Below are 13,285 nucleotides of genomic sequence, written 5' to 3' on the forward strand. Positions count from 1 at the left end.
TCGAGAGACAAAACTTCGAAGAAATCTGGTGAATAGCTTTTATTTCCACGTCTTTTCAGTTAATATGGGAAAGTATAAATCATTATAGGAATGATATGCGTAATGTGCATCTGTTTCACTTTTTTTAGTGAAAACAGCAATAATAATTAGGAGGACAAAACATGCATTCAGACTTTTTTCAAGAACTAAAAGCCCGTGGCTTAATTTTTCAAGTAACCGATGAAGCAGCCCTAGAAAAACAATTAAACGAAGAGTCTGTTAAACTATATATCGGCTTTGACCCTACTGCGGACAGCCTGCATATTGGTCATTTACTACCGATCTTGACGTTGCGTCGTTTCCAACAAAACGGCCATGTGCCGATCGCGTTGGTTGGTGGTGGTACAGGAATGATCGGGGACCCTTCATTTAAAGATGCAGAGCGTCAATTGAACACGCTGGATACTGTTCAAAACTGGTCGCAAAGCATTAAAAACCAACTTTCAGGAATCATTGATTTCGAAAATAAAGAAAACCCAGCGATCGTAGCGAACAACTATGAGTGGTTGGGCGAATTAAAATTGATCGACTTCCTACGTGATGTTGGTAAAAACTTCACGATTAATTACATGATGAGTAAGGAAAGCGTGAAGCGCCGTATCGAGTCTGGGATTTCATACACGGAGTTTGCGTACCAATTACTGCAAGCCTATGACTTTTATGAGTTAAACAAACGCTATGGCTGTTTGTTACAATTGGGCGGCAGCGATCAGTGGGGAAATATCACATCAGGGATCGAATTGATTCGTCGTGAAGAAGGCAAACAAGCCTTTGGATTAACGATGCCATTGATTACAAAGGCGGATGGAACGAAATTCGGAAAAACTGAAGGCAATGCCGTTTGGTTGGACCCAGAAAAGACTTCTCCTTATGAGTTTTACCAATTTTGGATCAATACCGATGATCGCGATGCTGTTAAATTCTTGAAGTACTTCACTTTCTTGAGTTTAGAAGCCATTGAAGCCATCGAAAAAGAATTCACAGCGGCTCCTGAACAACGTGCAGCTCAAAAAGCGTTAGCGAAAGAGGTAACGGTCTTAGTTCATGGTGAAGAGGCCTATGATCAAGCCGTGCATATTTCGGAAGCACTGTTCAGCGGTGATGTGAAGAACTTGAATGCGGAAGAAATTAAACAAGGATTCAAAAATGTTCCGAGCTATGAAGTTCAGTCAGAAGATGAGTTGAATCTAGTTGAAATACTGCTCACTGCTGGGATCGAGAAATCGAAACGTCAAGCACGAGAAGATATAACCAATGGAGCGATCTACATCAATGGTGATCGTGTCCAGGATGTGTCTTACACATTAAGCGATGAAGATAAATTGGCAGATGCGTTTGTTGTCGTTCGTCGCGGCAAGAAAAAATATTTTGTTTTACAATTTTAATTATACTCGTGGAAGGGATTGTACCAATTTTTGGAGCAATCCTCTTTCTATGTAGTGATAGGGAAGCGTTTTAGAGCGGCTAATACGGATTAGGAGTGAGTATTTGAGAGCAGTTTTATTAAACTCATTGGGTTTATTTGGTATTATTTTAATAGGGTATTTAACGAAACGATTGAGCTTGTTTGTGAAGGCTGACGGCTCGATGATCTCAAAAATCGTTGTGAATGTGACATTGCCGGCAGCGATCATTGTTAATTTACGAGCTCTTGACGTAGAAAATCAATTGCTATTGCTGATCTTAGCAGGAATCTTATTGAATATTGTAATGATCGTGATCGGACATTTCTTTTCAAAAAAACAGGAGCAGGTCGAACGAGAATTCTTGATGTACAGTGTTTCTGGGTACAATATTGGGAATTTTGCCATTCCATTTGTTCAAAGCTTTATGCCGCAGGCGATCCCGATTTTATCCTTTTTTGATATTGGGAACAGTGTCATGCTGGCAGGAGGATCAACAGTCGTGATCGAAGGAATCAGCGGCAGCAATGAAAAGCGGCCAAGTGTGAAAAATGTGATGGGCCGTTTAGGGCGATCAGTACCGTTTCTTTGCTACTTGATCATGTTGTGCTTACGTATTTTTGAAATTGATCTACCTGCAGCCGTTTTCCAAGTCGTCGAACCGATTGCGAACGCGAATACATTTTTATCAATGTTTATGATCGGCTTGTTTCTAGAGCTGCGCTTGCCGAAGAAAGAGTTATCCTTAGTTTGGCGCGTCTTAATAATAAAGTATGCAGGTGGGATCTTATTAGCGGCTTTGTTCATGTTCCTGCCGCTGCCGACGATCATTAAAGCTGCGTTGTGTCTCGTATCTGTGGGACCGATCACGACATTCGGCGTGATCAACAGTGTGACCGCGGGAATGCGCGCAGAAGTGGTCGGGTTCACCTCCTCACTCAGCTTTTTGATCAGTTTACCGTTGATGACAAGTTTATTATTGGTTCTATAAAAATAAAAAATCTGGAGGTTTTTATGTTATTAGGTTCTCATGTAAGTATGAAGGGAAAAGAAATGTTACTAGGGGCGGCGCAAGAAGCGGCAAGCTATGATGCCTCGACGTTTATGATTTATAGTGGTGCACCGCAAAATACACGCCGCAAACCAGTAGAGGAGATGAATATCCCAGCGGGGGAAGCATTCATGAAGGAACATGGATTATCGAATATCGTTATGCATGCACCCTACATCATCAATTTAGGAAATACTAAAAAACCAGAAATGTTTCCATTTGCCGTTCAATTTCTAAGAGAGGAGATCATGCGTGCAGAAGCCTTAGGGGCGATGCAGATCACGCTGCATCCAGGAGCTCATGTAGGAGCTGGAGAAAAAGCTGGGTTAGATCAAATCATCAAAGGATTGAATGAAGTGCTGACCAAAGATCAACGCGCGCAAATCGCACTGGAAACCATGGCTGGCAAGGGAACAGAATTAGGGAAGACGTTTGAAGAGCTGGCATATATTATTGATGGGGTTACATTGAACGAGAAACTTTCTGTTACCTTTGATACGTGTCACACGAACGATGCCGGCTATAATGTCAAGGAAGATTTTGATGGTGTATTAGAAGAATTTGATCGTGTGATCGGTTTGGATCGCTTGAAAGTGATCCACGTGAATGATTCAAAAAATCCGATGGGTTCCCATAAAGATCGTCATGCAAACATCGGTTTTGGAACGATTGGGTTTGATGCGTTAAATAGTATCGTCCACCATGAAAAATTGACAGATTTGGCTAAAATTCTAGAAACGCCTTATGTTGGGGAAGATAAAAAGAACCAAAAACCACCTTATGGCTTTGAAATCGCGATGTTGAAATCACAAAAATTTGATCCAGATTTGTTGGAAAAAATTCAAGCACAATAAGAAAAAGGGGTATGCTCATTAATCGAGCACATCCCTTTTTGCTATTCTCTGATTTGTCCATCACCATAGATGATGTATTTACTTGAAGTCAACTGCTCTAGGCCCATCGGCCCGCGAGCATGAAGCTTTTGAGTCGATATACCGATCTCAGCACCAAAGCCGAACTTAAACCCATCTGTAAATCGTGTAGACGCATTGATATAGACAGCGGCCGCATCGACTTCTTTTAGAAATTTTTGTCCATTAGAATAACTATCTGTCACGATAGCCTCTGAATGTTTTGAGTTGTAGTGATTGATATGTTCGATGGCTTCATCAATAGAAGCGACGATTTTTATCGCCAAAATATAATCCAAAAATTCTGTAGACCAATCGGATTCCGTCGCCAAATCCGCCTGTTTTAAATATTTCAGCGAATGTGCGTCTCCTCGTAAGGCAACAAGTGGTGTCAGCTCTTTTTCGACCAAGGGTAAAAAGTCGGCTGCTACCTTTTCATGGACCACCAGTGTTTCAATCGCATTGCAGACAGAAGGGCGTTGCGCCTTTGCATTTTTGACAATTTCAAGAGCCATTTCTAGTTGTGCAGCCGAATCAACGTACACATGGTTATTGCCAGTCCCTGTCTCAATGACGGGAACTGTCGCACTAGTTTTAACGCGTTGTATCAGGCCTGAGCCGCCTCGCGGAATCAAGACATCTAGATAGTCATTCAGATGCATCATCTCAGCGGCAACCTCGTGAGAAGTATCGTTGACAAATTGGATCATTGCCGAGTCCAATTGATGATCGCGCAGTGTCCTTTGCATAAGGGCAACGAGTGCTTGATTTGAAAAGAAAGCTTCTTTGCCGCCACGCAAAATGACTGCATTACCGGATTTGAAACACAAGCTGGCTGCATCAGTCGTGACATTAGGTCGTGACTCAAAGATGATCCCAATGACTCCTAAAGGGACACGTTGCTGCCCGATCGTTAATTGGTCCTCTGTGCGCCACATTTTTTCTACCACACCAATGGGATCAGGTAATTGGGCGACTTGACGGATGCCTTCAGCCATTTCGTTGATTCGTTCTGGCGTCAAGCGCAGACGATCGATCATAGGATCAGGAATCCCATGGTCTTTCGCCCGATCCAAATCCTGTTGGTTTGCGGATAGAAGAGCAGCACTTTGCTCTTCTAAATCTTGCGCCATCTGTATCAAAACATCATTTTTTTGCAGGCTTTCTAATTGACTCAATTGTTGAGCCGCTCGCTTGGCCTGCTTTCCTAACGTATTCATTAAATTATCCATGCAATCTAAGCCTCCTTAAATAATGTTCCGACGTCTACACCTGCTAAGATATCAAAAATTATTCGTGGAGGTTTGCCATTGGCCAAAACCATCGCGCTGTTAGAGTCTAGGACTCTTTGAGCGGCTCTCAATTTACTAGCCATGCCACCTGTGCCAAAGCGACTGCCTTCACCGCCTGCTTGTTCCATCAACGTTTGATTGATCGTTGAAATGGTCGAGTATAGGACGGCTTGCTTGTTTTTTGAAGGATTATCAGAATAAAAGCCGTCAATGTCGCTTAACATGATCAAGACATCCGCGTCCATCAATTGCGCGACGATCGCTGACAATTCATCATTGTCCCCAAATTTTCTTGTGTGGTCCATTTCGTCGACCGCGACGGTATCGTTTTCGTTGATAATAGGAACGATTCCCATTGAAAGCAACTGCTCCAATGTGTTGATTACATTTTTGCGACTCTCAGGAAAGTCTACGACGTCACGTGTCAATAAAACTTGCGCAGTCTGCTGACTATAAACTAAGAAGCGCTGATTATAGATGTGCATCAGCTCAGATTGCCCGACCGCCGCAACCGCTTGTTGTATTGGAATGTCTTGCGGACGTTCTGGAATACTGAGTTTGTCCATCCCAACACCGATGGCGCCGGATGAAACTAATATTATTTCTTTCCCTTGATTACAAAGGTCAGTGAGTACAAATGCTAATTGATCAATACCAGCAAAATTGATCTTGCCGTTTGGATGGATCAAGGAACTCGTCCCGATCTTCACCACGATCCGATTCACGGATCTTAAAAAGTCTCTCATGTTTCCACCTCTTCACTTAGCCACCAGCGAGGAAGATATTGTTTTGGATTTTATCATATTCTAATTAATATTTCATCAATTATTTACGAATTCTCGGTTTTTTTTATTTATCTGGGACTTAAGAAATCTAACACGCTTTATTTTTTTATCATTTAAAAAAATTGGATTCTTTATAAAACAAGCGATAAGATTGAAATAAAATTCCACTTAGGCATTTGAAGTTCATTAAAACGGCTTTTCTTTTGTGAGCTCTTCTAGTAAAATGTATGAGAATGTGTCAGGAAAGGAGCGGTGAAAATGGTATCAACTGGAATCGTAGTATTGATCGCAGTAATCGCTGCACTATTAGGTGCTGTCGGCGGTTTCTTCTTAGCTCGTAAATATATGCAAGACTATTTCAAAAAGAATCCTCCAATCAATGAGGATATGTTGCGCCAAATGATGATGTCGATGGGTCAAAAGCCTTCAGAGAAAAAGATTCGTCAAATGATGCAGCAAATGAAAAACCAACAGTAATTTTGAAAGGACAATCGTCGTTTGATGATTGCCCTTCTTTTTTGATTAGCACTGAAAAGAATCGCCAAAACAAATCTGCTGGAGCAAAGTCGCGTGAATCTTTTATAGGCACGGCTGATGAAGAAAAGCATGTAATTACTAAAAGTAAGCAGATTTGTCGACAGAACATATTCTGGGTTGTAAAGTAAAGGCGAACGGGAGGAATGTCTGAATGTATGATGTAATTATTATCGGCGCGGGTCCAGCAGGGATGACCGCAGCCTTATATGCTTCACGATCGAACTTAAAAGTTCTTTTAATTGAACGTGGTGCGCCAGGCGGACAAATGAACAATACCGCTGAAGTAGAAAATTACCCGGGATTTGAATCGATCATGGGTCCAGAACTTGCGATGAAGATGTATGACGGTGTCTCGAAATTCGGGACTGAAAATGCCTATGGAATTGTCCAAGATATCAAAGATCACGGGGATTACAAAGAAGTCATCACGGAAGAACAAAGCTACGAAGCAAAAACAATCATTATTGCGACAGGCTGTGTCCATCGGAAATTGGGTGTGCCTGGAGAAGAATCTTTTGCTGGCCGCGGTGTATCTTACTGTGCGGTTTGTGATGGTGCCTTTTTCCGCAACAAACGTTTGATCGTTGTTGGCGGTGGCGATTCAGCAGTTGAAGAGGCGATCTACTTAACTCGCTTTGCCTCTGAGGTCGTTATTGTTCACCGTCGGGATGAATTGCGAGCACAAAAAATTATTCAAGACCGTGCGTTTGCAAATGAAAAAATCTCATTTATTTGGGACAGCGTTGTAGAAGAAATCGTCGGAAACGAGATGGTGGTGACAGGTGCGCAAATCCGTAACGTTAAAACGGAGGAAGTTCATTTGGAACCAGCGGATGGTGCCTTCATTTATGTAGGATTGGAACCATTGACAGAACCGTTTAAAGCTAGCGGGATCACCAATGCTGCTGGATGGATCGAAACAGATCCTGAAATGAAGACGAAAATCCCTGGTGTTTTCGCTATCGGCGATGCACGTGAAAAGGATCTGCGTCAAATCACGACGGCTGTTGGTGAAGGCGGGATCGCAGGCCAACAAGTCTATAAATACATTGAAGCACAAGATTAACATATGAGTATAGTCGACTAAACAGTCGGCTGTGATCAGAAAAAGGAAAGAGTATCTAATCATTGATTAGATGCTTTTTTTTGACTAAATAACCATCAAAAGGGAAATCATGCTACAATTGTCCAAAACTATTACGCGCTTTCAGCGAGAAATTTAAAAATAATTGTTAGAACGGCGGGAGGAAAGCCTGTGTCAACGATAAAATTACGTGCATACCAGCAACGAGTAATGGATCAATTGACTCATTATTTGGATAATGACAGTATCCACATCGTTGCGCCACCGGGATCAGGAAAAACAATTTTAGGAATGGCGCTTGTAGAGAAGATTCAAAGAAAAACGTTGATTCTCGTCCCTTCATTACTATTAAAAAAACAATGGATCGAAGTGATTCAGAAGGATTTTCCACAATGGGAGTTCTCAGAAGACCTTTTTTCTTCAAAAAGAATCACCGTTACCACTTATCAAGATGTATATAGTAAAAGAAAGGAACTTCAAGATTATTTTTCCCAACAGGAAATCGGCTTTCTAGTGATGGATGAATCACATCATTTAAAGAAAAGCTGGTCTGATCTGCTTCTGAATTTGAAAGAAGAGGCTGAGGGGTTGCAGACACTGGCCCTGACAGCGACACCGCCGTTCGATGCAAATCAAAAGGAATGGCGTACGTACATTCGACTGACCGGAGCCATTGATGAAGAGATATCTGTTTCTGAATTGATCAATGAAGAGGTTCTTACTCCCTATCAGGATTATGTATATTTGGCTCCCGTTACAAAGGAATTGCAGGCGCAATATGATGAATTCTTAGAGAAGCAAAATCAAATCGTGGAGGTTCTTTGCAGCCAGCAAGAAGTGACGGATTTTTTATTGATTCAGGAGTTTATCCAACACCCCCTCACCCAAACAGAATTTATCTATGAAAATTTTGAGAGTTACTTGAGCTGTTTATTCTATTTAAATGAGCAAAATTATCAATTCAGTGAGGATCATTGGCGGGTATTAGGAACTAAGCGAAACAAGTTTACGATCCCTCAGCAGACAAGAAAAAGTCTCGTTGATTTGTACCAGTATCTATATCAGGCAGCACCAGAATTAAAGGTGTTTCAATACCTCGCGAAAAGAGGTTGGCTGTATGATGAAAAACTCCAGCTTTTCCCTGATTTTGAAAAAAAGAATCATTCAACTATCGTGTTAATGAAGGAAGCAATCGAACATATCGTGGTGAAGGAAGAAAGCTATTTGGGAACCGAACTTCGGTGTGTCCTCCTCTTTGATTACATAAAGCAAGAAGTTTTAGCTGGGAAAGAGGCTTATTTAGAATATGGGGTTGCCCCGGCCTTCTTATCGCTAAAAGGCCTGATTCGTCCGGAAACCTCTTTGGCAGCGGTCTGCGGTGAGTTTCTCATTATCAATGAAAAACTATATCAAGCCTATTTTTCAGCGTACAAGGAATATCAAAGAGAAAAGGTGCTTGGTGACTATAGGTATCTAGCGATGACGGATAAAAATCGCAGTGACTTATTGGCGCTGGCTACGCAACTGCTGAACACAGGGGAGATCCATCTTTTGATTGGGACAGTAAGCTTGCTAGGTGAAGGGTGGAATTGTCCGGCTGTCAATACGATCATCATGGGAAATGCGGCCGGTTCGTATGTTCAAACGCAACAGATTCGCGGCCGAGGATTGCGTCGATTTGGAGAAGAGAAATTTACTAATATTTGGCATATCGGAGCTATTTATCCCAATAGCCCCTTTACAGAACAGCCACATTTTTCATCTGTTTTGAAGCGTTTGACCTATATTGAAGGCTTAAGTTCGATGGAAGATTCACCTATGATCACCACAGGGATTGAACGGTTCGAATTGCCCGATGTACCAGATAGCCAGGCGATCACTGGTTACACACAAAACAATCTTTACCGAGCAAAAGAACGGCAGAAGCAGTTCTTGCTTTGGAAGACCGCCTTGAAGCAAGGGTCTCGATTGGCAATGCCTTTGTTTGTTCGTAGTCAGCCGAAAGAAGTGGATAGACAGAGTGAAGCACTCTCGTTGAACGTCAAGAGAACCGAAACGTTAACTCTGTTCCAAGCCTTTTTTAGAGGGATTCTGCCATCCTATTTTAAAGAAAGAAAAAGAAGGAGAAGCTGGGAAAACTCTTGTCAGATGCGGGAGAAGTTGATTCGAGCGCTTTATCGATTGCTCTTCGATGAAGGGATACTTTCTGAGAAAACACCTCTGATCGTTGATTGGAATGAAGCATCATTTTCCTGCGAAATCGTCGCAAGTTATCATCAAGAGAAATTATTCAATGTATTGGCTGATGAACTGCTGGGGGAGATCGACACGCCGCGCTATCTTCTAAAAATAAAAAAAGAATACTTCGGAATACCAAGCCGCTACAGTAAAAATAAAAAGGCAGCATACACCTTTTTGTCAGCCGTAAAAAAACAGGGGCTATCTGCGGAGATCTTTTATACAAAAAATATTTCTGGACGGAAGCAGTTGATCCGTGCACGATTGAATACGCTGCAAGCTTCTGATACCTTAGCCATTATCGAACGGAAAATTTGGCGGTGATAATTTAAGAATCTTTCTTATAATAAGGGGGATAAACAAAACGAGTATTTCTGGGAATCTTTACAAAAAATAGCATTTCTTTTTACTAGCGAGTCGAATATGATGTAAGTTTTCTTTGCTGAATATAACACTAATGGTATACTTAAATGGTAAGAAAATTTTGAAAGAGGTGTGTTTCATGTCTTGGGAACAAGTTTATGAACAATGGATTGATTCAGATAAATTAGATGAAAAAATGCGCAAAGAATTACAAGATTTAGAGGAAGATCCAGAACGTAAAAAAGATGCATTTTATAAACAGCTAGAATTTGGAACAGCAGGTATGCGAGGCGTTTTAGGACCTGGTGTCAATCGGATGAATATTTTTACCATTCGTCAAGCAACAGAAGGATTGGCTCGTTTTATGGATACACAAGATCCCGAGACAAAACGTCGTGGTGTAGCGATTGCCTATGATTCACGCCACATGTCACCAGAATTTGCTATGGAAGCAGCAAAAACATTAGCTAAGCATGATATCCCATCATTTGTATTTGAAAGCTTGCGGCCAACACCGGAATTATCTTTTGCCGTTCGTTTTGAAAATGCCTTCACGGGGATCATGATCACGGCATCTCATAACCCGGCAGAGTACAATGGCTACAAAGTTTATGGGGAAGATGGGGGCCAAATGCCGCCAGAAAATGCAGATGCATTGACTCGTTTTGTACGAGATGTGGAGAATCCGTTAGAAATTGAAGTATTATCTGATGACGAAATCAAAGACAGCGAATTGATCACGATCATCGGCGAAGAGGTCGATACGGAATATTTGAAAGAAATCAAATCTGTAACGATCAATCAAGAGCTGATCAACGAAATGGGCAAAGAACTGAAGCTGGTTTACACGCCATTACACGGCACTGGGAAAATGCTGGGGGAAAAAGCTTTAGCGCAAGCTGGTTTTGAAAAATTTGTGCTGGTACCGGAACAAGCTGTTGCAGATCCAGATTTTTCAACAGTAAAATCACCAAATCCTGAAGAGCATTCCGCGTTTGAATATGCGATAAAATTGGGGGAACAAGAAGGCGCAGACCTGTTGATCGCAACAGATCCTGATGCCGATCGTCTTGGCGCTGCTGTTCGTCTTCCAGATGGGCGCTATGAAGTCTTAACGGGCAATCAGATCGGTGCGATCATGATTCGCTACATTTTAGAAGCGCACAAACAAGCAGGGACATTACCTGAAAATGCTGTCGTTTTGAAATCAATCGTTTCAAGTGAATTAGCAACGACTATCGCAGATTCTTATAAAGTAAAAATGATCGATGTTTTGACTGGGTTCAAGTTTATTGCTGAAAAGATCCAACAATACGAAGAAGACCATTCTCAAACGTTCATGTTTGGCTTTGAAGAAAGCTACGGCTATTTGATCAAATCATTTGTTCGTGACAAGGATGCGATCCAAGCATTGGTGTTATTGGCTGAAGTAGCTGCGTATTACAAAAAGCAAGGCAAGACATTGTACGATGGGTTGCAGGATATTTTTGAAGAATACGGCTACTATGCAGAAAAAACTATTTCGGTTACACTTAGCGGAGAAAAGGGTGCCGAAGAAATCAAAGCGATCATGGGGAACCTGCGGAGCGAATCACCAAAATCGTTTGCCAATACAGCAGTTGTATTAACGGAAGATTTCAAAACATCAAAAGCTGTGAGTGCTGACGGATCAGAGAAATCCATCGATATGCCATCCTCCGATGTGTTGAAATATACTTTGGCAGATGAAACGTGGTTAGCCATCCGACCTTCTGGTACAGAACCAAAAATCAAATTCTATATCGGCGTGAAGGGCGATTCTCATGAGGCTGCTGCAGAAAAAATTGCGACCTATGAGGAAGCAATCCGTAAAATCGCTGAATAAATGAGGGCTATAAATGAAGGAACACGAAGAATTTCAAGCAGTAAGTCAATTTTTTAAAGTTTTGAGTGATCCGACACGGTTAAAAATTTTAATGTTTCTAAAAGAGGGAGAGCGGAATGTGTCATCGATCAGTGAAACATTAGCGATGGAGCAGTCCGCGGTCTCTCATCAATTAAAATTATTGCGTGATAACCGATTAGTCAAAGCGCGTCGTGATGGAAAGGCGATGCTTTATAGTCTAGACGATCAGCATGTCTTAGATGTTCTAGAGCAGACCTTTCGACACGTCTTGCATCAGTAAAGAGAGGCTTTTCCAAAATTTTTGGAAAAGCTCTTTTTTTTTACAAAAATTTTGTTATACTGATAGCTAACTATTAGAATACGATGAAATTACTTTTAATACGAATGTAATTTAACGGAGGCGGAATATGGAAAAAGCAGTCAAGGTGGGTTTATTAGGTTTAGGTGTGGTAGGTACCGGTGTCTTAGAGATTTTGGCAGATCATCAAGAGAAAATTGAAAAAAGTATTGGCGGCCCCTTGCTTGTAACGAAAGCCTTGATTCGACCGAATGAGGACAAAAGTGCGTTAGCGGAGAAGTATCATTTGGAACTCGTTACCGAATTGGATGCGATTCTGAATGATCCAGAGATCGATATCGTCGTAGAGGTTATGGGGCGTATCGAACCCGCTAAGACATTCATCAAGGAAGCTTTGGTAGCTGGCAAGCATGTGGTGACAGCGAACAAAGACTTGTTGGCTCAGCACGGCAGTGAGCTAGTGGATCTAGCACGTGAGCAGCAACGTAATTTGTACTACGAAGCAAGTGTTGCTGGCGGTATCCCGATCTTGCGGACGATCGCCAACAGTTTAGCGGCGGATGATATTACTGAAGTCCTAGGGATCGTCAACGGCACAACAAACTATATGCTGACGAAGATGGTGCAGGAGCATCGTACGTATGAGGAAACATTGAAGGAAGCACAGGTACTCGGCTTTGCGGAAAGCGATCCAACAAACGATGTCGACGGGATTGATGCGGCATATAAAATGGTTATTTTAAGTAAATTTGCATTTGGTATGTCTATTACGATGGATCAAGTCAAAATCAAAGGAATCCGAGGACTCGCTGCAAAAGATGTTCTGGTGGCGGACCAGCTAGGTTACACCGTTAAGTTGATCGGTTCAACCATCAAAAAAGAGGATACGATCTCAGTGGAAGTCGGACCCGTTTTGGTTCCTCATACGCATCCACTCGCCTCTATCCACAATGAAATGAATGCTGTTTTTGTTAAGAGCTCAGGAATCGGTGAGTCCATGTATTATGGACCTGGTGCGGGGGCACGTCCGACAGCAACAAGTATCGTGGCAGATCTGATGACGATCGCTAACAAGATGAAGAAAAATACAGTGGGCCATCGTTTTACAGGGTATACGCAGCCAACTAAATTAACATCGCCGAGTGAAAATATTAGTAAATACTTTTTATCGCTGGAAATGCCGGACGAACCGGGACAATTCTTGAAACTTGCTGAGATTATGACGCAGACGCAAGTAGGCTTTGAACAAGTTGTTCAGGAAAAAGCGGATGGGGAAAATGCACGTGTTGTCGTGGTCACACATGAGACATCAGAGACAAAGATGAACCAAATCCAAGAAGAAATCAAAGAAAAAACAACATATAAAGTAGTATCGTTGATGAAAGTTATGGGGGAATAA

11 protein-coding genes are annotated in these 13,285 nt (G+C 41.9%); 9 read left to right on the plus strand and 2 right to left on the minus strand.

What is annotated here, in order from left to right; genetic code table 11:
* The first annotated feature begins 161 nt into the window (after nt 1-161).
* The 3 genes from tyrS to I592_RS03865 all read left to right on the plus strand — a co-directional run bounded on the left by tyrS (nt 162) and on the right by I592_RS03865 (nt 3,347).
* Nucleotides 162-1,424 (plus strand): tyrosine--tRNA ligase, encoded by a 1,263-nt coding sequence (gene tyrS, locus I592_RS03855; RefSeq protein WP_010781530.1) that lies wholly within the window; start codon nt 162-164, stop codon nt 1,422-1,424.
* 103 nt (nt 1,425-1,527) lie between these two features.
* Nucleotides 1,528-2,433, plus strand: coding sequence for an AEC family transporter (locus I592_RS03860; protein WP_010781529.1), 906 nt, complete (start codon nt 1,528-1,530; stop codon nt 2,431-2,433).
* 23 nt (nt 2,434-2,456) lie between these two features.
* A complete protein-coding gene (locus I592_RS03865; protein ID WP_010781528.1) occupies nt 2,457-3,347 on the plus strand; it encodes a deoxyribonuclease IV in 891 nt (296 codons plus the stop codon).
* A 41-nt stretch (nt 3,348-3,388) separates the two neighbouring features.
* Here the strand turns inward: I592_RS03865 and I592_RS03870 are convergent, their stop codons facing one another.
* Together I592_RS03870 and proB are read right to left on the minus strand one after the other, a co-directional pair.
* Nucleotides 3,389-4,636, minus strand: a complete 1,248-nt coding sequence (locus I592_RS03870) for a glutamate-5-semialdehyde dehydrogenase (RefSeq protein ID WP_010781527.1) — start codon at nt 4,634-4,636, stop codon at nt 3,389-3,391.
* A 5-nt stretch (nt 4,637-4,641) separates the two neighbouring features.
* A complete protein-coding gene (gene proB / locus I592_RS03875) occupies nt 4,642-5,442 on the minus strand; it encodes a glutamate 5-kinase (protein ID WP_010781526.1) in 801 nt (266 codons plus the stop codon).
* Between the two features lie 297 nt (nt 5,443-5,739).
* On the opposite strand from proB, the gene I592_RS03880 reads away from it, so the two are divergent.
* The 6 genes from I592_RS03880 (at nt 5,740) to I592_RS03905 (ending at nt 13,285) form a co-directional block, all read left to right on the plus strand.
* Entirely contained in the window at nt 5,740-5,958 is a 219-nt protein-coding gene (locus I592_RS03880) for a YneF family protein (protein WP_010781525.1), read from the plus strand.
* A gap of 211 nt (nt 5,959-6,169) precedes the next feature.
* Nucleotides 6,170-7,084 (plus strand): thioredoxin-disulfide reductase, encoded by a 915-nt coding sequence (gene trxB, locus I592_RS03885; protein WP_010781524.1) that lies wholly within the window; start codon nt 6,170-6,172, stop codon nt 7,082-7,084.
* Nucleotides 7,085-7,273: 189 nt separating this feature from the next.
* Complete coding sequence (locus tag I592_RS03890; protein WP_010781523.1) at nt 7,274-9,664, plus strand: DEAD/DEAH box helicase family protein; 2,391 nt, start codon at nt 7,274-7,276, stop codon at nt 9,662-9,664.
* A 178-nt stretch (nt 9,665-9,842) separates the two neighbouring features.
* A complete protein-coding gene (locus tag I592_RS03895) occupies nt 9,843-11,567 on the plus strand; it encodes a phospho-sugar mutase (RefSeq protein WP_010781522.1) in 1,725 nt (574 codons plus the stop codon).
* Between the two features lie 13 nt (nt 11,568-11,580).
* The gene (locus I592_RS03900; protein ID WP_010781521.1) at nt 11,581-11,868 is read left to right on the plus strand and encodes an ArsR/SmtB family transcription factor; all 288 of its coding nucleotides are present in this window, start codon (nt 11,581-11,583) and stop codon (nt 11,866-11,868) included.
* Nucleotides 11,869-11,995: 127 nt separating this feature from the next.
* Nucleotides 11,996-13,285 carry a homoserine dehydrogenase gene (locus I592_RS03905; RefSeq protein WP_010781520.1) on the plus strand — a complete coding sequence of 430 codons (1,290 nt, stop codon included), beginning with the start codon at nt 11,996-11,998 and terminating at the stop codon, nt 13,283-13,285.

The organism is Enterococcus gilvus ATCC BAA-350, assembly GCF_000407545.1.
Lineage (GTDB): Bacteria > Bacillota > Bacilli > Lactobacillales > Enterococcaceae > Enterococcus_A > Enterococcus_A gilvus.

Excerpts from the sequence above, each read along its gene's own strand:
- tyrS (WP_010781530.1), top strand. The coding sequence starts at position 162 with ATGCATTCAGACTTTTTTCAAGAACTAAAAGCCCGTGGCTTAATTTTT.
- I592_RS03865 (WP_010781528.1), top strand. The coding sequence starts at position 2,457 with ATGTTATTAGGTTCTCATGTAAGTATGAAGGGAAAAGAAATGTTACTA.
- I592_RS03870 (WP_010781527.1), bottom strand. The coding sequence starts at position 4,636 with ATGGATAATTTAATGAATACGTTAGGAAAGCAGGCCAAGCGAGCGGCT.
- proB (WP_010781526.1), bottom strand. The coding sequence starts at position 5,442 with ATGAGAGACTTTTTAAGATCCGTGAATCGGATCGTGGTGAAGATCGGG.
- I592_RS03880 (WP_010781525.1), top strand. The coding sequence starts at position 5,740 with ATGGTATCAACTGGAATCGTAGTATTGATCGCAGTAATCGCTGCACTA.
- trxB (WP_010781524.1), top strand. The coding sequence starts at position 6,170 with ATGTATGATGTAATTATTATCGGCGCGGGTCCAGCAGGGATGACCGCA.
- I592_RS03895 (WP_010781522.1), top strand. The coding sequence starts at position 9,843 with ATGTCTTGGGAACAAGTTTATGAACAATGGATTGATTCAGATAAATTA.
- I592_RS03900 (WP_010781521.1), top strand. The coding sequence starts at position 11,581 with ATGAAGGAACACGAAGAATTTCAAGCAGTAAGTCAATTTTTTAAAGTT.
- I592_RS03905 (WP_010781520.1), top strand. The coding sequence starts at position 11,996 with ATGGAAAAAGCAGTCAAGGTGGGTTTATTAGGTTTAGGTGTGGTAGGT.